This window comes from Pseudomonas sp. RIT-PI-o, assembly GCF_001297215.1.
Classification (GTDB): Bacteria; Pseudomonadota; Gammaproteobacteria; order Pseudomonadales; family Pseudomonadaceae; genus Aquipseudomonas; species Aquipseudomonas moraviensis_A.
This window is the reverse complement of sequence record NZ_LHPA01000024.1, coordinates 61,655-79,939: the sequence shown is the minus strand read 5'-3', so window position 1 is coordinate 79,939 and position 18,285 is coordinate 61,655. Positions and strand designations below refer to the sequence as shown.

Below are 18,285 nucleotides of genomic sequence, written 5' to 3'. Positions count from 1 at the left end.
CCGCTATCGCGAGCAGGCTCACTCCTACAGGGTGTTTGTGTTGGGCTTCAGTTCGGGTTGAACGGATACGGCTGTTTCCACTTCGCGAAGATCGCCTTCAACTCTCCGCTCTTCACCAGCTCCGCCATGCGCCGGTCATACAGCGCCATCAACGTCCGGGCCTGTGGGGTATCGGCGAAACCGAGAAACAGCGGCAATTCAGCCAGATGCGAATAACGGTACTGCGCCGGATCCGCCGCATCGCGCATGACCGCCTGAATCTCGGTCAGCGCGTCGATGTAGTAGTCGGCCCGCCCCTGCTTGAGCATCAGCAGAATGCCGGTGCGCCGTTCGATCTGGTTGAAGCGTTTAATGTTCGGCAGGTAGTTGTCGTAGCGGTAGCCGCGCACCCAGGCCAGGCGGTATTTGGCCAAGGTTGCCTGAGTCGGTGGCGGGCTGCTGGCCAGGCCAAGTGCGTAAACGTGATCGGAGTCGAAATTCCATTGCGGGTACAACACGTGCTCGGCTTCGTCGCGGTAGGAGCCGACCTGCGCGTCGACTTCCTTCAACTGCACCAGCCCGATCGAACGGGTGTACGGCACCGTGCGGATATCCAGCTTCACCCCGGCCGGCTCGAAGACTTTGCGCAGCACGTCCCAGGCCAGACCATGGCCATCGGCGGCGGTGTAGTCTTCCCAGTCTTCGCCGGCCAGATGGATGACCGCGGGTACAGGCGCGGCGGCGTGCGCATGGGCGAACGTGCCCAGCAGAGCCAGAACCAGCAGGGCCAACCCGCGTCGCAGCATTGCTTGTTTCCTCACGTGAGTCGAATCAGGCGAATACCCAGACCAGCCCTTGCATCGCCAGCCAGGCGAAGACACCGGCGAGCACGTCGTCGAGCATGATGCCGACGCCGCCATGCACATGCTTGTCGATCCAGCGGATCGGCCACGGCTTGAGAATATCGAAGAAGCGGAATACCAGAAAACCCGCGAGCAACCAGTACCAGCCTTCCGGCACCAGCCACAGGGTGATCCACATGCCGACCATTTCGTCCCAGACGATGCCTTCGTGGTCATGCACGCGCAGGTCGTCAGCGACTTTGCCGCACAGCCAGAAGCCGAACAGCATGGTGATGCCGAGCATCAGCCAGTAGCCCCAGTCAGGCAGCATCTGCCACAACGGAATGAACGGCAGCGCCACCAGCGAGCCCCACGTGCCCGGCGCTTTTGGCAAGGTGCCGGAGCCGAAGCCGAACGCGAGGAAATGCCACGGATTGCGCCAGACCGAAGGAGGCACGAATTCGGCAGGGACCTGTTTCGGGTGATCTGTCACGGTGTCTCCTGAAAATGTTGGTAGCCGCGAATCTGCGGAGTGATGTCGCGCCCGTCGCGGTCCAGCAGGACCACGCCCTGGCCCGACACCACGCGCCCGATCACATGGATCGGCCAGCCATCGCCCAGCAGTGCCGGCAACGCGGCGGACGGCAAGGTGAAGGCCAGCACGTAGTCGTCGCCCCCGCTCAATGCCGCGCGCTCGGCACCGCGCTGACCGAGAAACGCGACTAAAGCATCCGACAACGGTACGCGCTCGCGTTCAATTTCAAGTCGCACCCCGGAGGCCAGCGCGATATGCCCGCAATCGGCGAGCAGGCCGTCGGAGATGTCCAGCGCCGCCGTGGCCTTGCCGCGCAGAGCCTGACCGAGCGCCAGTTGCGGCTGTGGTGACCAGTAATGATCGAGCAGCGGCTGGCCGACCTCGGGCGCGGCATCACGCTGGCCCAGCACCAGCGGCAAGGCGCCGGCCGCATTGCCCAGTTCGCCACCGACACAGAGCAGATCACCGGACTGCGCGCCGCTGCGGGTCAACGCCTGCCCTGCAGGTACGCGGCCGAACACGGTGACCGTCAGGCTCAAAGGCCCGCGCGTGGTGTCACCGCCGACCAGTGCCACGCCGCAGCCTTGCGCCATCTGGTTCAAACCACGGGCGTAGGCTTGCAGCCAATCGGCAGTCACCGTCGGTAAAGTCAGGGCAAGAGTAAAGGCAACGGGCGCGGCACCCATGGCGGCCAGATCGCTGACCGCGACGGCCAGCGAACGCTGACCGAGCAGAAACGGATCGCAGGGGTCGGCGAAATGCACACCGGCCACCAGCGTATCGGTGGAAACCGCCAGCTGTTCCCCTGCGGGAACTGCCAGCAAGGCGCAGTCGTCGCCGATCCCCAAAGCAACGCCCTCGCCGCCCTGCGCACAAGGCGCGGCGGCGAAGAAATTGCGGATCAGCTCAAACTCGCCCATGGCCGAGAAAAAGTATTCAAGCGCCGATCAGCGCTTGAACGCCTTCACTTCAGCTTCACGCAGGCGCGGGGCCAGCTTGTCGAGCACGCCGTTGACGAACTTGTGGCCGTCGGTCGAACCGAACACTTTGGCCAGCTCGATACCTTCGTTGATCACAACGCGGTACGGCACGTCGACACGCTTGAGCAGCTCCCAGGTCGACAGGCGCAGAACCGCCAGTTCAACCGGGTCCAGCTCTTCGATCGTCAGATCCAGGCACGGCGTCAGGGCGGTGTCGATTTCGGTCTTGAACTGCGGAACCCCGTGAAGGATTTCGCGGAAGTAGGCACCGTCGACATCGGTGAAATCGTTATCAACGCGAAACTGCGCTTCGATCTCGTTCAGCGATTGCTTGGCCATGTGCCATTGGTACAGCGCCTGAGTCGCGAGCTGACGGGCTTCGCGACGCTTGGCGCTTTTCGACGGCTTGCCGGCATCCGCAGGTTTCGGATCGCGCGGGTTGAAACGATCGCTTTCGTCGCTAATCACTTGGCCTCCAACTGCGCCAGCAGGCTGACCATTTCCAGAGCGGACAGGGCAGCTTCGGCACCTTTGTTACCGGCCTTGGTGCCGGAACGCTCGATGGCTTGCTCGATGGAATCAACGGTCAGTACGCCAAACGCGACCGGTACGCCGAACTCCATGGAGACCTGGGCCAGGCCTTTGGTGCACTCGCCAGCCACGTATTCGAAGTGCGGAGTACCGCCACGAATGACCGCGCCGAGGGCGATGATGGCTGCGAACTCGCCTTTCTGGGCGACTTTCTGCGCAACCAGCGGGATTTCGAAGGCGCCCGGTGCGCGGATGATGGTGATGTCGCCTTCGCTCACGCCGTGGCGAACCAGGGCATCAACGGCACCGCTGACCAGGCTTTCAACCACGAAGCTGTTGAAACGGCCCACTACCAGAGCGTAGCGGCCTTTAGGGGCGATGAAGGTACCTTCGATGGTCTTCAGGGTCATTCGTCAGTTCTCTTAAAGAGCCGGGACGCGTCTGCTACGCGCCCCTCAGTGATTATTTGCCGCGAATCGGAGTCCGGAAACAGCCGGTCATTATTCGGAGGGCACGTATTCTACAACTTCCAGATCGAAACCGGATATCGCATTGAACTTCATTGGTGCCGACATCAAGCGCATTTTGCGCACGCCGAGGTCACGCAGGATCTGCGAACCGGCACCGACAATGCTGTAGGTGGTCGGTTTTTTCGGCGCTGCCTGCTCACCGGTTTCACGGATATGCGCCAGCAACACGTCGCCATCGAGCGGGTGACCGAGCAACAGCACCACACCGCTGCCGGCCTCGGCGACCGCAGCCATGGCGGCGCGCAGGCTCCAGCGGCCCGGTTGCTTGACCATCAACAGGTCGCGCAGCGGGTCCATGTTGTGCACGCGAACCAGGGTTGGCTCTTCGGCGCAGACAGTGCCCAGCGTCAGGGCCATGTGCACGTCGCCTTCCACCGAATCACGATAGGTCACCAGGTTGAATTGGCCCAGTTCGCTGTCCAGCGGCTGCTCGGCAATCCGCTGAACGGTACGTTCGTGGATCATCCGGTAGTGAATCAGGTCCGCAATGGTGCCGATCTTGATGTTGTGTTCAGCGGCGAACGCTTCAAGCTCAGCGCGACGGGACATGGTGCCGTCGTCGTTCATCACTTCGCAGATCACTCCGCTCGGCTCGAAACCGGCCATGCGCGCCAGGTCGCAAGCGGCTTCAGTGTGGCCGGCGCGCGCCAGGGTGCCGCCGGCCTGGGCCATCAGCGGAAAAATGTGGCCCGGGCTGACGATGTCTTCAGCCCTGGCGTCTTTGGCGGCAGCCGCTTGCACGGTGCGCGCGCGATCCGCAGCGGAAATACCGGTGGTCACGCCCTCGGCGGCTTCGATCGATACGGTGAACTTGGTGCCGAAACCGGAACCGTTGCGCGGCGCCATCAGCGGCAGCTTCAACAATTCGCAACGCTCGCGGCTCATCGGCATGCAGATCAGGCCACGGGCGTGCTTGGCCATGAAGTTGATGTGTTCGGCCTGGCAGCATTCGGCGGCCATGATCAGATCGCCTTCGTTCTCGCGGTCTTCGTCATCCATGAGGATGACCATCTTGCCTTGGCGGATGTCTTCAACCAGTTCTTCGATGCTATTGAGCGCCACAAGGCACCCCCTTCTTTTAAATTATTTGAGGTAGCCGTTTTGGGCCAGAAAGCTTTCGGTGATGGTGCTGCCGGCGGTCTTCTCAGCGGCTTTGTCGCCCAGCAGCAAACGCTCCAGATAACGCGCCAGCAGGTCGACTTCCAGGTTCACCCGGCGGCCCGGCTTGTACGCAGCCATGATGGTTTCGCTCAAGGTGTGCGGAATGATCGTCAGCATGAATTCGGCGCCATCGACTTCGTTCACGGTCAGGCTGGTGCCGTCGACGGTGATCGAGCCTTTATGGGCGATGTACTTGGCCAGTTCCTTCGGCGCGCGGATGCGAAATTCCACGGCGCGGGCATTGTCACTGCGCGAGACCACTTCGCCGACACCATCGACGTGACCGCTGACCAGATGCCCGCCGAGACGAGTGGTCGGGGTCAGGGCTTTTTCAAGATTGACCGGGCTGCCGCTTTTCAGGTCATTCATGGCGGTGCAATCGAGGGTTTCGCGGCTGACGTCGGCGGCAAAGCCGTCACCGGGCAACTCGACGGCGGTCAGGCAAACGCCGTTGACCGCGATGCTGTCGCCCAGTTTGACGTCGCTCAGGTCGAGCTTGCCGGTTGCGACGTGCACCCGCACATCACCACCCTTTGGGGTCAGTGCGCGGATACTGCCGATGGATTCGATGATGCCGGTGAACATGGGGTTCTCCTTGAGAACGGGGGCCAGCGCTAACGCGATGGCCGGGAATTATACGCGGGCTGAAGGGACAGGGATCGCAGTGACTCGCCAGTCATCGCCCACCGCGCGGATTTCAGTGATTTTCAGCTCCGGCGCGTCCTTCATCTGCGCCAGCGGCCAGTCGAGCAACGGACGCGCCGTGGAGCCGAGGAACTTGCCGGCGATGAAGATCACGAATTCGTCGACCAGACCGAGTTGCGCAAAGGCGCCGGCCAGACGCGGACCAGCCTCGACCAGCACCTCGTTGGTGCCACGATTGGCCAGTTCGATGAGCAACCGATGCAGATCGACCTGGCCGTCTTCACCCGGCACGATCAGGCATTCCGGGCCGTTGGCGTATTGCTCTTCGACCGCAACACAGGTGGCGACCAGCGCCGGCCCGGCCTTGAAAAACGGCGCATCCAGCGGCACCCGCAGGCGGCTGTCAATGAGCACGCGCAGCGGCGGACGACTCATGGCCAGCGCAGTTTGTTCGCTGTCGAGACCGAGTTCGTCAGCGCGCACGGTCAGCCGTGCGCCATCGGCCAGCACCGTGTCGGCGCCAGTCAGCACCACCGCCGCTTCTGCACGCAAACGCTGCACCGCAGAACGCGCCGCCGGGCCGGTGATCCACTGGCTCTCGCCGCTTTCCATCGCTGTGCGACCGTCGAGGCTCATGGCCAACTTGACCCGCACGAACGGCAAGCCGTGTTCCATGCGTTTCAGAAAACCTTGATTGAGCTTGCGCGCTTCCGCTTCCAGCACACCACTTTGCGTGGCGATACCGGCCTCGGCCAAGCGCTGCAAACCGCGTCCGGCGACCTGTGGATTGGGATCACGCATCGCCGCCACGACCCGGGCAACGCCGGCGGTCACCAAGGCATCGGCGCACGGCGGCGTGCGCCCGTGGTGGCTGCAGGGTTCGAGAGTCACGTACGCCGTCGCGCCGCGGGACTGCTCGCCCGCGGCGCGCAGGGCGTGGACTTCGGCATGGGGTTCGCCTGCGCGCTCATGCCAGCCTTCGCCGACAATCTGCCCGTCACGCACCAGCACGCAACCGACCCGTGGATTGGGATGAGTGGTGTAGTGGCCCTTGCGCGCCAGTTCCAGCGCGCGCGCCATGAAATGCGCGTCGAGGATCGCCTGCTCGGCGGCGGTGGTCATTCTTTCACCGGTTCGCGGGCGAGGCGGTCGATCTCTTCGCGGAATTCATTGAGGTCCTGAAAGCGCCGGTACACCGAGGCAAAACGGATATACGCGACCTCATCGAGTTTTTGCAGCTCGGCCATCACCAGTTCGCCGACCACGAGGGATTTGACCTCGCGCTCGCCGGTGGCGCGCAACTTGTGCTTGATGTGGACCAGAGAGGATTCGAGGCGCTCGACGCTCACCGGACGTTTCTCCAGCGCGCGCTGCATGCCGGCGCGGAGCTTTTCTTCGTCGAATGGTTGGCGGCTGCCATCGGTTTTGATCAGGCGCGGCAACACCAGTTCGGCCGTCTCGAACGTCGTGAAACGTTCGCCGCAGGCCAGGCATTCACGCCGGCGGCGCACCTGTTCGCCCTCGGCGACCAGACGCGAGTCGATGACCTTGGTGTCGTTGGCACCGCAGAAGGGACAGTGCATGGTGGCTGGCAACAAAAAATGGGAGGGCCATGGTAGCGCATCCCCGTGGCAAGACAAGCCATAGGCTTTGCGGTATACAGAACGGCATGATCGTCTGATCCATGGAATTCATTCTGCCGGAGCCTCCAATGCCGTTACGTCCGCTCGTTTTGCTCAGTCTTTTAAGCCTGCTGGTGGCCTGTGGCAGCGACGCACCCAAGCCGCAACCGCCGACGCCAGGCCCTGCGCCGCAGCAGGCGCAGAAAAAAGCCAAGGAAGCCGCCGAACTCGGCCCGCTGCCGGCGCATCAGCGCGAACTGAGCGGCACCCTGCAAGGCGTGCCGGCCGGCGCCGAAGTCGAACTGGCGCTGCTGGTGATCGACGAAAAGGACCGCCCGCAGCAACTGCTCGCCAGTTCCAGCCTGATCGGCAATAACCAGATCCTGCCGTTTCACCTGCGCTTCAACCCTGAGGCGTTTCCGGCCGGCGCACGGGTTGAACTGCGCGGTCGCGCCAGCCAGTCCGGGCAACTGATTCTGCACCTGCCGTCGCAGACCATCACCCAACCGACCACTCAGGCGTTGGGCCAGCTGCAATTCGTCAAAGCGCCATGAAGGCACCGCTCGACCTGCAACATGCCTTGGGCGAATTGCTCGGCGACGCCAGACTGAAAGCCTGCGCGTTGCCCGGCACCGATTTGCAGCTGTGGCTGATCGACGGCGATAACATGGCGCGCGAGTTCAGCCAGGAAGAAACCCAGCGCATCCTGCATGAGCCGCCCTACTGGAGTTTTTGCTGGGCCAGCGGCTTGGCCGTGGCGCGTTATCTGGCGCAGTTTCCAGAGTGGGTGGGCGGCAAGCGCGTGCTGGATTTCGGCGCCGGTTCCGGGGTTGCCGGGATCGCGGCGGTGAAGGCCGGCGCGCTGGAAGTGGTGGCCTGCGATCTCGATCCGTTGGCGATCGCCGCGTGCCGGGCGAATGCCGAGCTCAATGCTGTGCAGATGAGCTACTCGACGGATTTCTTTGCCGAAGCCGATCGCTTCGATCTGATTCTGGTCGCTGACGTGTTGTACGACCGGGCCAATCTGCCGCTGCTCGATGCGTTTCTCAGTCGCGGGCGCGAGGCGCTGGTGGCGGATTCGCGGGTGCGCGATTTTCGTCATCCGCTGTATGAGCGGATTGAAATGCTCGAGGCGATGACCTTGCCGGATCTGGCCGAGCCGGAAGAATTCCGACATGTCAGCCTCTACCATGCGCGGCGTGACTGACGCCGCCAAAAGATCGCAGCCTTCGGCAGCTCCTACTCTGGATAGCGTTCCCATGTAGGAGCTGCCGAAGGCTGCGATCTTTTGCGCCACCCCTTATAGTGCGTTCATTGACGCTTAGAGAGATCCCCCATGAGTCAGCAAACGCCGTACATCTTCGACGCCACGACTGCCGATTTCGACCAGTCGGTGATCGAAGCCTCCTTCAACAAACCGGTGCTGGTGGATTTCTGGGCCGAATGGTGTGCGCCGTGCAAGGCGTTGATGCCGATGCTGCAAGGCATTGCCGAGAGCTATCAGGGCGAGCTGCTGCTGGCCAAGGTCAATTGCGACATCGAGCAGGACATCGTCGCCCGCTTCGGCATTCGCAGCCTGCCGACCGTGGTGCTGTTCAAGGACGGTCAGCCGGTCGATGGCTTTGCCGGCGCTCAACCGGAATCTGCCGTGCGCGCCCTGCTCGAACCGCATGTGCAAATGCCGCCACCGGCTGCTGCCGACCCGTTCGAACAGGCTCAGGCGATGTTCGACGACGGTCGTTTCGCCGAGGCCGAAGCGGCGCTGGTCGCCCTGCTCAATGAAGACAATACCAACGCCAGGGCGCTGATCCTCTACGCACGCTGCCTGACCGAACGCGGTGAGCTGGGCGAAGCGCAAACCGTGCTCGACGCGGTCAAGAGCGATGAGCACAAAGCCGCACTCGCTGGGGCCAAGGCGCAGATCCAGTTTCTCGGCCTCGCCCGGGACCTGCCGGACGCTGCCGACCTGAAGAGCCGCCTGGCGCAAAATCCGCAGGACGATGAAGCGGTGTATCAACTGGCGATCCAGCAACTGGCACGCCAGCAATACGAAGCGGCGCTGGACGCCCTGCTCAAACTGTTCATCCGCAACCGCAACTATGGCGAAGGCTTGCCGCACAAGACCTTGCTGCAGGTGTTCGAGCTGCTGGGCAATGATCACCCGTTGGTGAGGGTGTATCGCCGCAAGATGTTTGCTGCGCTTTATTGAGAGCAAAAGATCGCAGCGTGCCGCAGCTCCTACATCGGATCGTGTTCACCGCGGTTTTTGCGGAGGAACGCTGATTCTATAGGAGCTGCCGAAGGCTGCGATCTTTAGCGGTTCACTCGATCCAGCTATAGAGCGGCGTATCCCCGCCGCTCGCCACCTTCACATCGGTACTGTGGCGCAAACGCACCAGCAAACGCTTGCCCGCCGCCGCACTGCCGGTCAGCGCCTCCAACTGATCGAGCAGATCCGGTCCACTCAGTTGCCCAGCCTTGCGCAGCAAGTCTCTGGCCCCCTGCCACAGCGCATCGTCCTGACTCCCCGGCTTCGCCGCCGGGGCTGGCGCAACCGCCTCAGACTGCGCAACCGGCGCCTGCCCGCTCAGCGCCGAACCGAGCCTCGCCCAATCGCTGTCATCCAGCTCCACCGTCAAATCCACCGGCACCTCGCCGACCGTTCCGCGTATCCGCAACATCGAGTTCGCTCCTGCATTTTTCTGACCTGCATGCTCCCACGGGACTTGTGCAACGCCAAGTAAAGGGCGCCAAACACATCTGGTAATTCCCGGTTAATCGGCTAAATTAATCTCTTTTTGCGGGAAGGATTCCCAATGTCTTCAGGACGAAAACTGGCCTCTAAAGGAGGCCCGACCTCTACAGGTGGCGTGATACTTGAAGGAAATGAGAACCTCAATATCGAAGGAAGAATAATCGCTTCCATTGGATAACTCGCCAGTTGTCCGGTTTGTGGGCCTGGCAAAGGCCCCATCGTAGCAGTGGGTGAAAGAACGCTGATTTTACCTGCCGGACCAGCTGCGCTAGAGGGTGACTACGTCGCCTGCGGTTGTCCGCCCATGACAAATAAGCTGCTCACTCAGCAACACAGTGGTTTTGCAGGAATTGGCCGGCCCGCTCCAATTGACATGGGGCCACCGATTGCTGCCCTGACCTCTTATCGCTACTTGCAGGTCATCATCGAACGCCTCGATGACACGGAAAAGCCAGGTTTGGCTTACAAACTCAAGGACAAGGCGAAGGTTGCCGTTTTACAAGACAGCACTTGCAACCTCACAGGCGAAGGCTGCGAACACCCGGTAAAAAACGCTTCGGATTACGACACCCTGTTGGTAGGGGAAGATTCCGAATGGACTTTCTATGCCTATGAAGAGCCCCTGACACAGGATTTGTCATGACAATCGGAAATCAAACTCATCTTTAAAGACTTTCTGATGCAGCCACCGCCAGGCGTAAAATTTCAGCTGCTTATTGACGGTCAAGTCGTAGATGACAACATCGTTCAAAACGATGACAGGCCTCGCATTTATTCATTAATGTCCAAAAACGGCCAGATCGCTATAACGCTCGCGGGCAAGGAACTATCGTCGATCAAGACCCGAGACACCCACGAAGTGACGGTTCAGATTGTGGGGAACTCCGGTACAAAAAAAGGTATGCACACTGCGACGTTGAATCCAGGGAAGTCTCTTTCGATCGTAGCGATATCACCGTGGGTAAAAGTCCCGCTTACGACCAGCGGCGCTGTCTCGAACGACGCGTTCTACGAAGTCGAATATGGTGTGAAACGTACCAATGAAACCCGAACGGTGAAAGTCGTCATTCAGGACATGCCGCGCAGGATACTGATGGAGGCGCTGTCACACCGGGGATCAACACAATGGGCAGGGAATAAAAGCAAAAAGTCGCTACCACACCCTACTCTCAGGCAGAGCGTGGAATTTCCACCAAACACAAATAAATGCAATCTGTTCGTCTACGACGTGCTGACCGCAATTGGGGTCAACGTGGCGTTGATTGAACATGGCAAATCGAAATACCTGCCATATTTCTCCAAGGTTAGCCCTCCGCTCGCGGGTGAATGGGCGAATGGACAACGATTGCTCAACAGCTGGAAAGTCGAGCGCACGCCGTTGCCCGGGGACGTCGGCGCTTACGCAATGAATTATTCCGACGCCAGCGGCCATGTCGGCTTCGTTCTAACGAAGGGCGTATGCATTTCTGCAGGGTGGGAAAAAGTTGAAGTTAACGACGCAGGTTTTCGCCATGCGACCGGTAATGCAAATCCCAGCGACCATGACTTCACTATTTTCCGACGCTACAAACACAGCACGCCACAATGAAACGCCCTTATTCGCTCCTCCTCATAATTCCGTTTTTGCTCATTGTGGCATGGCGCATCTGGTTGCCTGCCGATCTTTCGGCTTGTCCCGCTGACGGGGAAACTGCAGGTCCACTGACCCTTGTTATTCGTGATTACTTTGAGCGCAATAGCCGGACCGACTGGCGAAACATGGATGATCGTTTCGACATACTTTCAACCCCCGAAGGCCAGAGCATAGCGAGTCAACCGAATTCACACACTTGCGAAGCATTGCGGGTACTGCAGAGTCCGGCGTTCAGTCAGAGTGAAAAAATCTTCACCCTGGCACTGATGTTCAGACTGCCAATCGACCAGTACATGGCCCTGATGGATCGCAGTCATCAACTCTACACGCAGGGCAAAATGGATAAGGAGGTGCTGACTCTGGTGGTATTTCCGCGCGGAACAGCCATCAACTACTGGTGGCTTCCGGCTTGGCGACAGCGTTTCAGTCGCGATGCCCCGAGCGTGCTCGACGCAAATCTGATCAACGATGTTCTTTCGGGACACTATTGGTTCGACTATCCCGGCGCAGGCTTCTGATTCTGCAAGCATGACATCCAATCCCAGCACCGCCCGCGAACTCATCCCGGGCGGTGCCTAGCCAAGTCTTGCGCAATCCCAAGCGCACGGGCACACTCTGCGCACTTTCGTTATAAGATTACATAACAAACTTTTCATTTTTCGGAGTCCGCCATGCGTCGTTTGCTGCTCGCTTTGCCGTTTGCCCTGTTGCCGCTGGCCGCTGCCCATGCGCTTGATGAGCACGATCACGACCATGAGCACGGCAGCCTCGGCGCCCATGAGCATGGTGTGGGTCGCCTGAATGCCGCGCTCGACGGTCAGACCCTGGAGCTGGAACTGGAAAGCCCGGCGATGAACCTGGTCGGTTTCGAACATGCGGCCACGTCGGACGCGGACAAGGCCAAAGTCGCTGCCGCTCGTGCGCAGCTGGAAAAACCATTGGCGCTGTTCAGTCTGCCCGCTGCGGCCGGTTGCAAAGTGGTCAGCCAGGAACTGGAAAGCCCGCTGTTCGGCGACAAGCCGGACGCCGACGATCACGACGAAGATGAAGCGGACAAGGACGGTCACGAGCATCACCACGACCACAGCGAAATCCATGCGCATTACCAGTTCAACTGCGCCACACCGGGGGCGCTGAATACGCTGGATCTGGCGAACGTCTTCAAGACCTTCCCGGCTACGCAGAAGATTCAGGTACAACTGATCAGCGCCAGCGGCCAGCAAGGCACGGAAGTGACGGCGAAATCGGCTGCGCTGAAATTCTGAATATTGTAGAGACCCCCTGTAGGAGTGAGCCTGCTCGCGATGAGGCCAGCACATTCAGCATCTATGCTGACTGACCCACCGCCATCGCGAGCAAGCTCGCTCCTACACAGTGGCCACGCAACTACCCGATCGGTTTCAAATGACCCAAGCACTCATCGAACTTTCCGACCTTGGCTTCAACTGGCCCGGTCACCCGACGCTGCTGGACATCCCGGCGTTTCGTCTGGAAGCCGGCGAAACCCTGTTTCTCAAAGGCCCCAGCGGCAGCGGCAAGACCACCCTGCTCGGCCTGCTTGGCGGGGTGCAGAAGCCCAATCGCGGCAGCATTCGCCTGCTCGGCCAGGAGCTGACCGAACTTTCCGCCGGCAAGCGCGATACGTTCCGTGTCGATCACACTGGCTACATTTTCCAGCAATTCAATCTGCTGCCGTTTCTCTCGGTGCGCGAGAACGTCGAGTTGCCGTGTCACTTCTCGAAACTGCGCGCGCAACGAGCGAAACAGCGCCACGGCAGCGTCGATCAAGCCGCCGCCACGTTGCTTGCCCACTTGGGTCTGAAAGACCAAAGCCTGCTCAGTCGCCGCGCCGATTCCTTGTCCATCGGCCAGCAACAACGGGTCGCTGCCGCCCGCGCATTGATCGGCCAACCGGAACTGGTGATCGCCGACGAACCGACCTCGGCGCTGGATTACGACGCCCGCGAGAACTTCATTCGCCTGCTGTTCGCCGAATGCCGCGAGGCCGGATCGAGCCTGTTGTTCGTCAGCCACGATCAGAGCCTGGCGCCGCTGTTCGACCGTCACCTGTCCCTGGCCGAGCTTAACCGCGCCGCCACGTCTGCCGAGGTCTGAGATGTATCTGTTTCGTCTGGCTATGGCCAGCCTGGCCAACCGCCGTTTCACTGCCCTGCTCACCGCTTTCGCCATTGCTCTTTCGGTGTGCCTGCTGCTCGCCGTCGAGCGCGTACGCACCGAAGCCAAAGCCAGTTTCGCCAGCACCATCAGCGGCACTGACCTGATCGTCGGCGCCCGCTCCGGCTCGGTCAATCTGCTGTTGTATTCGGTGTTTCGCATCGGCAATGCGACCAACAACATTCGTTGGGACAGCTTCGAACATTTCGCCAGCAACCCGAAAGTGAAGTGGGCGATCCCCATGTCCCTCGGCGATTCCCATCGCGGCTATCGCGTGATGGGCACCACCGAAGCCTATTTCGAGCACTACCAGTACGGGCGCCAGCAACATCTGGCGCTGGCAGACGGACGTGCGTTTGCCAATGATCCTTTCGAAGTGGTGCTCGGCGCCGAAGTCGCCGAAGCGCTGCATTACAAGCTCGGCGACAAACTGGTACTGGCCCACGGCGTGGCGGCGATCAGCCTGGTCAAGCACGACGACAAACCGTTCACCGTGGTCGGCATCCTCCAGCGCACCGGCACCCCGGTAGACCGCACGCTGCATATCAGCCTCGGCGGCATGGAGGCGATTCACATCGACTGGCACAACGGTGTGCCGGCGCGTGGCAACGGGCGGATCAGCGCCGACCAGGCACGCAACATGGACCTGACGCCGCAAGCGATCACCGCGTTCATGCTCGGTCTCAACAGCAAGATTTCCACCTTTGCCTTGCAACGCGAGATCAACGAATACCGCGGCGAACCGATGCTGGCGATTCTGCCGGGCGTGGCCTTGCAGGAATTGTGGAGCCTGATGAGCACGGCCGAAAAAGCCCTGTTCGTGGTTTCGCTGTTTGTTGTGCTGACCGGGTTGATCGGCATGCTCACGGCGATTCTCACCAGTCTCAATGAGCGTCGCCGCGAGATGGCGATTCTGCGCTCGGTGGGCGCACGACCGTGGCACGTCGCAAGCCTTTTGGTGCTGGAAGCCTTTGCGTTGGCGCTGACCGGGGTGATCGCCGGGCTGGCGTTGTTGTACATCGGCATCGCCGCTGCGCAAGGTTACGTGCAGGCCAACTACGGCTTGTACCTGCCACTGGCGTGGCCGAGCGAGTATGAATGGACGCTGCTCGGTGGCATTCTGGCGGCCGCGCTGCTGATGGGCAGCGTGCCGGCCTGGCGCGCGTATCGCCAATCCCTGGCCGATGGCCTGTCGATCCGTTTATGAGGATGTTCACCATGCCCCGCGCCCTGCTTGCGCTGCTGATGCTGGTCGCCCTGCCCGTGTGGGCCGCGGCGCCGAAAGACCTGACCTGGTCGGAAATGATCCCTTCGGACGCTGCGCCGGAAGTGCCGAACATGACGCCGTTGCATGACCTGTCGAAGATGGGCGACGCACTCTCCGCCGAATCCGCGCCGGCGGCCAAGCAGGACATGCCGAACGCACCGGTGGTGAAGAGCCTCGACGGGCAGAACATTCGCCTGCCGGGTTACATCGTGCCACTGGAAGTCAGCGAAGAGGGACGCACCACGGACTTCTTGCTGGTGCCGTATTTCGGCGCCTGCATCCACGTACCGCCACCGCCGTCGAACCAGATCGTTCATGTGAAAAGCGAGCTGGGGGTGAAGCTCGATGAGCTGTATCAGCCGTACTGGGTTGAAGGACCGTTGCAGGTGAAAGCCTCGAGCAGTGAACTGGCCGATGCCGGGTATCAGATGGAGGCGGAGAAGATTTATGCGTATGAGCTGCCGGAGTAGACTCCGGTAGATTTCAAGATCAAAAGATCGCAGCCTTCGGCAGCTCCTACATGGGATCGCATTTCAACTGTGGGAGCTGCCGAAGGCTGCGATCTTTTTGGGGGTATGACGGTTTCATTGAGCTGAGTCAAAACACCGTATCAGACGGCTTCGTACCCTAGGACATCGAACATTTTTCATGTCTTTCGGAGCCCCCATGAACAAGTCCTTGCTCAGCGCCTCGCTGTTTGCCCTTGCGCTCGCAGCCCCGCTCGCCCACGCCCACGAAGCCGGTGACATTCTCGTGCGCGCCGGCGCGATCACCGTCAACCCGAAGGCCGACAGCTCCAGCGTCAAGGTCGATCAGGGTCCGCTGAGCGGCACCAATCTGGGCGGCAAGGCGACCATGAGCAGCGACACCCAACTGGGTCTGAACTTCGCCTACATGCTCACTAATAACATCGGCATCGAACTGCTGGCAGCCACGCCGTTCGAGCATGACGTCAAGCTCAAGGGCACCGCATTGCCCGCCGCCAATGGCAAGCTCGGCACCCTGAAACACCTGCCGCCGACCCTTAGCGTCGTCTACTACCCACTGGATTCGAAATCGGCGTTCCAGCCCTATGTCGGCGGCGGCATCAACTACACCTGGATCTACGACGAACACGTCGGCAGCGAAGCCAGCGCCAACGGCTTCAGCAACTTCAAGGCGAAAAATTCCTGGGGCCTGGCCTGGCAGGTCGGCGCCGACTACATGATCACCGACAACATCATGCTCAACGCCCAGGTGCGCTACATCGATATCGACACCCGCGCGACCGTCGAGAACAACGCCGTCGCACCCGGCACCCGTGCACGGGTGAATGTGGACGTCGATCCATTCATCTACATGGTTGGTTTGGGCTATAAGTTCTAAGCTGACTTTGACCGAACGTTCACGTGGTGGTGAATGAGGCTTGGTGGCGGGCAGGCACAGAACTGACGACGACCGTACGCAGTCGATCGGGGGATAAGATTCCCTCGTCACAGGGATAGCGATATTCCGGCCGTGAAAAAGGCGCCTGTTGCAGGGCGCCTTTTTCATTTGGTGCTGAGTCGTGTGGGGGTTCGAGATCGGGGCCCCTCACCCCAGCCCTCTCCCGAGGGAGAGGGAGCCGATTTGTGTGTTGTTCAAAAACTGAGTTCGGCTCGGTATTTCAGGTCGGCGTATTTCGCCCAGTCACCCTGGTCAGTCCCCTCTCCCTTTGGGAGAGGGTTAGGGTGAGGGCTCTATCAGGCACGCCCAAGCAGCCGCGCCAAGCCCACACTCATCGGCGTCTGCGGCGGCATTTCAAAGCGCTGCAGCAAGCGTCGGTTATCCGCCCTTGAATGGCGGATATCACCCGAACGTGCCGGCCCGTAACTCACGGGCGGCAGCTCGCCGACTACCGATTTCAACGCTTCGAGCATCTGCTTGAGGCTCATCGCCTGATTCCAGCCAACGTTGACCGCGCCTTCCTGCACTTCGGGCTTTTCAATCGCCTGCACCAGCAAATCGACCAGATCGCCGACATACAGGAAATCGCGGGTCTGCTCGCCATCGCCAAACACGGTGATCGGCAAACCTTTGGAGGCGCGTTCGCTGAAGATGCTGATCACCCCGGAGTACGGCGAGGACGGATCCTGGCGTGGGCCGAAGATGTTGAAGAAGCGAAAAATCGCCGGCTCCAGGCCATGCTGGCGACGATAAAAATCGAAGTACTGCTCACCGGCCAGTTTGTCCGACGCATACGGCGTCAGCGGGGCTTTCGGGGTGTCTTCGTCGATCGACTCGCCTTCGCCATTGTTGCCGTACACCGCCGCGCTGGAGGCGTACACCACACGCTTGACCCTGGCCAGACGCATGGCTTCGCAGACATTCAGGGTGCCGATGAAATTGCTCTGGTGGGTTTTCACCGGATCGTCCACCGAGGCCTGCACCGAGGCCACGGCAGCCAGATGCGCAACAGCGCTGCAGCCCTGCATGGCGCGGGCCACCGATGCGGCATCGGCAACGTCACCAACCAGCAATTCGACCTTGGGATTGTCCAGCGGCAGGTTGCTGCGTTTGCCGGTCGACAGGTCGTCGAGCACGCGCACCGAATAGCCCTTGGCGAGCAGGGCATCGGTCAGGTGCGAGCCGATGAATCCGGCTCCGCCAGTGATTAAAACCGTTCCTTCAGCCATGTCGGTAGAACCTGTCCAGTAAGCCCGGGAGGGCGGCACGCCAGGCGCGCGGCTTGATCCCGAAAGTGTGGAGAATTTTCTTGCAGGCCAGTACTGCATGTTGTGGCTCTTCGGCAGCATCCGGGCGCGCGGCGTGTGCCTGCGCAGTCGGTGCTTCGATGGCTAGCGCGTGCAGGCTGCGTGCTTCGGTGAGAATCGCCTGGCCCAGCGCCAGCGGCGTGGTCGCTTCGTGGCCGGCGTAATGGTAAGTGCCCCACAGCGGCGCGGCGCAGTCGAGTTGCTTGAGTACGGAAATGATCACCCGCGCCGCGTCATCGACCGGCGTGGGGTTGCCGCGACGGTCATCGGCCAGCAGCAATTCTTCTGGTTTTTCCGCACGGGCGAGAAAGCGCCCGAGGGTGCCGTCCGGGCTGTCGTCGAGCAGCCAGCCAAAGCGCAGCAGCACATGTTGCGGGCAGGTCGCACGCACGCTCTGTTCAATGCGCCACAAGGCCTGACCGCGCAGGCCCAGCGGCACCGGTTCGTCTTTTTCGCTGTAGGCCGTGGCCCGCGAGCCGTCGAATACCCGATAGCTCGACGGCTGCACGAGGACAATGTTGTGGTGCTGGCACAGTTCGGCCAGACGCTCGATGGCGCGTTCCTGGCCGGTCATGCGGCTTTCGCTGACGCTTTCGGCCTGGAACCAGTCGAAATAGTAGGCGAGGTTGATCAACGCCTCGGGACGGGTGTCGTCGAGCAGTTGTGTGAGGCTCGCGGCATCCCAGCCGTTTTCGGGCGGGCGGGGGGCGAGGAAACCGATGTCTTCTTCCGCACCGAGGCGAATCAGCGCCTGCCCAAGGGCATTTCCGCCGCCCAGTAACATAAGGCGCATTCGCATAGAGTCAGCAGGCCCAGTCTGATTGGAACGATGGCTTTGACGACGGCACGCGTGGCGCCGTGGTCGATCATTGCCGGAATCGTTGCATTTTGCGGGTTT

At 61.1% G+C, this 18,285-nt stretch carries 23 protein-coding genes; 11 read left to right on the top strand and 12 right to left on the bottom strand.

All coding sequences use genetic code 11. From position 1 onward, the window contains the following. Positions 1–47 precede the first annotated feature (47 nt). The 9 genes from AEQ63_RS15520 to nrdR all read right to left on the bottom strand — a co-directional run bounded on the left by AEQ63_RS15520 (position 48) and on the right by nrdR (position 6,786). Positions 48–785, bottom strand: a complete 738-nt coding sequence (locus AEQ63_RS15520; protein WP_064364015.1) for a substrate-binding periplasmic protein — start codon at positions 783–785, stop codon at positions 48–50. 25 nt (positions 786–810) lie between these two features. After that, on the bottom strand, positions 811–1,314 hold the full coding sequence (locus tag AEQ63_RS15515) for a phosphatidylglycerophosphatase A family protein (RefSeq protein WP_039761886.1): 504 nt from the start codon (positions 1,312–1,314) through the stop codon (positions 811–813). After that, positions 1,311–2,276, bottom strand: coding sequence for a thiamine-phosphate kinase (thiL, locus tag AEQ63_RS15510; protein ID WP_064364014.1), 966 nt, complete (start codon positions 2,274–2,276; stop codon positions 1,311–1,313). Before thiL ends, AEQ63_RS15515 begins: the two co-directional genes overlap by 4 nt. 27 nt (positions 2,277–2,303) lie before the next feature. Beyond that, positions 2,304–2,804, bottom strand: a complete 501-nt coding sequence (nusB, locus tag AEQ63_RS15505; RefSeq protein ID WP_042610619.1) for a transcription antitermination factor NusB — start codon at positions 2,802–2,804, stop codon at positions 2,304–2,306. Then, complete coding sequence (ribH, locus tag AEQ63_RS15500) at positions 2,801–3,277, bottom strand: 6,7-dimethyl-8-ribityllumazine synthase (protein WP_042610620.1); 477 nt, start codon at positions 3,275–3,277, stop codon at positions 2,801–2,803. Before ribH ends, nusB begins: the two co-directional genes overlap by 4 nt. A gap of 90 nt (positions 3,278–3,367) precedes the next feature. After that, positions 3,368–4,459 carry a bifunctional 3,4-dihydroxy-2-butanone-4-phosphate synthase/GTP cyclohydrolase II gene (gene ribBA, locus AEQ63_RS15495; RefSeq protein ID WP_064364013.1) on the bottom strand — a complete coding sequence of 364 codons (1,092 nt, stop codon included), beginning with the start codon at positions 4,457–4,459 and terminating at the stop codon, positions 3,368–3,370. 21 nt (positions 4,460–4,480) lie between these two features. Beyond that, positions 4,481–5,143, bottom strand: a complete 663-nt coding sequence (locus AEQ63_RS15490; protein WP_039761896.1) for a riboflavin synthase — start codon at positions 5,141–5,143, stop codon at positions 4,481–4,483. Between the two features lie 48 nt (positions 5,144–5,191). Next, a complete protein-coding gene (ribD, locus tag AEQ63_RS15485; protein WP_064364012.1) occupies positions 5,192–6,325 on the bottom strand; it encodes a bifunctional diaminohydroxyphosphoribosylaminopyrimidine deaminase/5-amino-6-(5-phosphoribosylamino)uracil reductase RibD in 1,134 nt (377 codons plus the stop codon). Then, positions 6,322–6,786: a transcriptional regulator NrdR gene (gene nrdR, locus AEQ63_RS15480; RefSeq protein WP_003228656.1), complete on the bottom strand. Its 465-nt coding sequence runs from the start codon at positions 6,784–6,786 to the stop codon at positions 6,322–6,324. Before nrdR ends, ribD begins: the two co-directional genes overlap by 4 nt. Positions 6,787–6,914: 128 nt before the next feature. On the opposite strand from nrdR, the gene AEQ63_RS15475 reads away from it, so the two are divergent. The 3 genes from AEQ63_RS15475 to trxA all read left to right on the top strand — a co-directional run bounded on the left by AEQ63_RS15475 (position 6,915) and on the right by trxA (position 9,034). Then, positions 6,915–7,379 (top strand): YbaY family lipoprotein, encoded by a 465-nt coding sequence (locus AEQ63_RS15475; protein WP_064364148.1) that lies wholly within the window; start codon positions 6,915–6,917, stop codon positions 7,377–7,379. Continuing rightward, positions 7,376–8,032 carry a class I SAM-dependent methyltransferase gene (locus AEQ63_RS15470; RefSeq protein ID WP_064364011.1) on the top strand — a complete coding sequence of 219 codons (657 nt, stop codon included), beginning with the start codon at positions 7,376–7,378 and terminating at the stop codon, positions 8,030–8,032. The genes AEQ63_RS15475 and AEQ63_RS15470 overlap by 4 nt, the downstream gene beginning before the upstream one ends. A 129-nt stretch (positions 8,033–8,161) precedes the next feature. Beyond that, on the top strand, positions 8,162–9,034 hold the full coding sequence (gene trxA, locus AEQ63_RS15465) for a thioredoxin (RefSeq protein ID WP_064364010.1): 873 nt from the start codon (positions 8,162–8,164) through the stop codon (positions 9,032–9,034). Positions 9,035–9,146: 112 nt separating this feature from the next. On the opposite strand, the gene AEQ63_RS15460 is transcribed toward trxA, so the two are convergent. Further along, on the bottom strand, positions 9,147–9,506 hold the full coding sequence (locus tag AEQ63_RS15460; RefSeq protein ID WP_064364009.1) for a hypothetical protein: 360 nt from the start codon (positions 9,504–9,506) through the stop codon (positions 9,147–9,149). Between the two features lie 378 nt (positions 9,507–9,884). Here AEQ63_RS15460 and AEQ63_RS15455 point away from each other — a divergent pair, with 378 nt between their 5' ends. The 8 genes from AEQ63_RS15455 (at position 9,885) to AEQ63_RS15420 (ending at position 16,020) form a co-directional block, all read left to right on the top strand. Then, a complete protein-coding gene (locus tag AEQ63_RS15455) occupies positions 9,885–10,223 on the top strand; it encodes a hypothetical protein (protein ID WP_223259113.1) in 339 nt (112 codons plus the stop codon). Between the two features lie 36 nt (positions 10,224–10,259). Further along, a complete protein-coding gene (locus AEQ63_RS15450; RefSeq protein ID WP_064364008.1) occupies positions 10,260–11,168 on the top strand; it encodes a CHAP domain-containing protein in 909 nt (302 codons plus the stop codon). Then, positions 11,165–11,731 carry a hypothetical protein gene (locus tag AEQ63_RS15445; protein ID WP_064364007.1) on the top strand — a complete coding sequence of 189 codons (567 nt, stop codon included), beginning with the start codon at positions 11,165–11,167 and terminating at the stop codon, positions 11,729–11,731. Before AEQ63_RS15450 ends, AEQ63_RS15445 begins: the two co-directional genes overlap by 4 nt. A 153-nt stretch (positions 11,732–11,884) precedes the next feature. Beyond that, entirely contained in the window at positions 11,885–12,478 is a 594-nt protein-coding gene (locus AEQ63_RS15440) for a DUF2796 domain-containing protein (RefSeq protein WP_064364006.1), read from the top strand. Positions 12,479–12,617: 139 nt separating this feature from the next. After that, entirely contained in the window at positions 12,618–13,328 is a 711-nt protein-coding gene (locus tag AEQ63_RS15435) for an ABC transporter ATP-binding protein (protein ID WP_042610630.1), read from the top strand. Between the two features lies 1 nt (position 13,329). Further along, a complete protein-coding gene (locus AEQ63_RS15430) occupies positions 13,330–14,595 on the top strand; it encodes an ABC transporter permease (protein ID WP_064364005.1) in 1,266 nt (421 codons plus the stop codon). Positions 14,596–14,606: 11 nt separating this feature from the next. Next, complete coding sequence (locus AEQ63_RS15425; protein ID WP_064364147.1) at positions 14,607–15,125, top strand: DUF3299 domain-containing protein; 519 nt, start codon at positions 14,607–14,609, stop codon at positions 15,123–15,125. A gap of 196 nt (positions 15,126–15,321) precedes the next feature. Continuing rightward, on the top strand, positions 15,322–16,020 hold the full coding sequence (locus AEQ63_RS15420) for an OmpW/AlkL family protein (protein WP_016772968.1): 699 nt from the start codon (positions 15,322–15,324) through the stop codon (positions 16,018–16,020). 356 nt (positions 16,021–16,376) lie between these two features. Here AEQ63_RS15420 and AEQ63_RS15415 read toward each other — a convergent pair whose 3' ends face one another. Beyond that, on the bottom strand, positions 16,377–17,309 hold the full coding sequence (locus AEQ63_RS15415; RefSeq protein WP_064364004.1) for an NAD-dependent epimerase/dehydratase family protein: 933 nt from the start codon (positions 17,307–17,309) through the stop codon (positions 16,377–16,379). Beyond that, positions 17,302–18,186: a sugar nucleotide-binding protein gene (locus tag AEQ63_RS15410; protein ID WP_064364003.1), complete on the bottom strand. Its 885-nt coding sequence runs from the start codon at positions 18,184–18,186 to the stop codon at positions 17,302–17,304. Before AEQ63_RS15410 ends, AEQ63_RS15415 begins: the two co-directional genes overlap by 8 nt. Between the last annotated feature and the right edge of the window lie 99 nt (positions 18,187–18,285).

What these genes read in the sequence shown, in the direction of transcription:
- AEQ63_RS15520 (WP_064364015.1), bottom strand. Translation starts at nt 785, where the DNA reads ATGCTGCGACGCGGGTTGGCCCTGCTGGTTCTGGCTCTGCTGGGCACG.
- thiL (WP_064364014.1), bottom strand. Translation starts at nt 2,276, where the DNA reads ATGGGCGAGTTTGAGCTGATCCGCAATTTCTTCGCCGCCGCGCCTTGT.
- ribH (WP_042610620.1), bottom strand. Translation starts at nt 3,277, where the DNA reads ATGACCCTGAAGACCATCGAAGGTACCTTCATCGCCCCTAAAGGCCGC.
- AEQ63_RS15490 (WP_039761896.1), bottom strand. Translation starts at nt 5,143, where the DNA reads ATGTTCACCGGCATCATCGAATCCATCGGCAGTATCCGCGCACTGACC.
- ribD (WP_064364012.1), bottom strand. Translation starts at nt 6,325, where the DNA reads ATGACCACCGCCGCCGAGCAGGCGATCCTCGACGCGCATTTCATGGCG.
- nrdR (WP_003228656.1), bottom strand. Translation starts at nt 6,786, where the DNA reads ATGCACTGTCCCTTCTGCGGTGCCAACGACACCAAGGTCATCGACTCG.
- AEQ63_RS15475 (WP_064364148.1), top strand. Translation starts at nt 6,915, where the DNA reads ATGCCGTTACGTCCGCTCGTTTTGCTCAGTCTTTTAAGCCTGCTGGTG.
- AEQ63_RS15470 (WP_064364011.1), top strand. Translation starts at nt 7,376, where the DNA reads ATGAAGGCACCGCTCGACCTGCAACATGCCTTGGGCGAATTGCTCGGC.
- trxA (WP_064364010.1), top strand. Translation starts at nt 8,162, where the DNA reads ATGAGTCAGCAAACGCCGTACATCTTCGACGCCACGACTGCCGATTTC.
- AEQ63_RS15460 (WP_064364009.1), bottom strand. Translation starts at nt 9,506, where the DNA reads ATGTTGCGGATACGCGGAACGGTCGGCGAGGTGCCGGTGGATTTGACG.
- AEQ63_RS15455 (WP_223259113.1), top strand. Translation starts at nt 9,885, where the DNA reads ATGACAAATAAGCTGCTCACTCAGCAACACAGTGGTTTTGCAGGAATT.
- AEQ63_RS15450 (WP_064364008.1), top strand. Translation starts at nt 10,260, where the DNA reads ATGCAGCCACCGCCAGGCGTAAAATTTCAGCTGCTTATTGACGGTCAA.
- AEQ63_RS15445 (WP_064364007.1), top strand. Translation starts at nt 11,165, where the DNA reads ATGAAACGCCCTTATTCGCTCCTCCTCATAATTCCGTTTTTGCTCATT.
- AEQ63_RS15440 (WP_064364006.1), top strand. Translation starts at nt 11,885, where the DNA reads ATGCGTCGTTTGCTGCTCGCTTTGCCGTTTGCCCTGTTGCCGCTGGCC.
- AEQ63_RS15435 (WP_042610630.1), top strand. Translation starts at nt 12,618, where the DNA reads ATGACCCAAGCACTCATCGAACTTTCCGACCTTGGCTTCAACTGGCCC.
- AEQ63_RS15430 (WP_064364005.1), top strand. Translation starts at nt 13,330, where the DNA reads ATGTATCTGTTTCGTCTGGCTATGGCCAGCCTGGCCAACCGCCGTTTC.
- AEQ63_RS15425 (WP_064364147.1), top strand. Translation starts at nt 14,607, where the DNA reads ATGCCCCGCGCCCTGCTTGCGCTGCTGATGCTGGTCGCCCTGCCCGTG.
- AEQ63_RS15420 (WP_016772968.1), top strand. Translation starts at nt 15,322, where the DNA reads ATGAACAAGTCCTTGCTCAGCGCCTCGCTGTTTGCCCTTGCGCTCGCA.
- AEQ63_RS15415 (WP_064364004.1), bottom strand. Translation starts at nt 17,309, where the DNA reads ATGGCTGAAGGAACGGTTTTAATCACTGGCGGAGCCGGATTCATCGGC.
- AEQ63_RS15410 (WP_064364003.1), bottom strand. Translation starts at nt 18,186, where the DNA reads ATGCGAATGCGCCTTATGTTACTGGGCGGCGGAAATGCCCTTGGGCAG.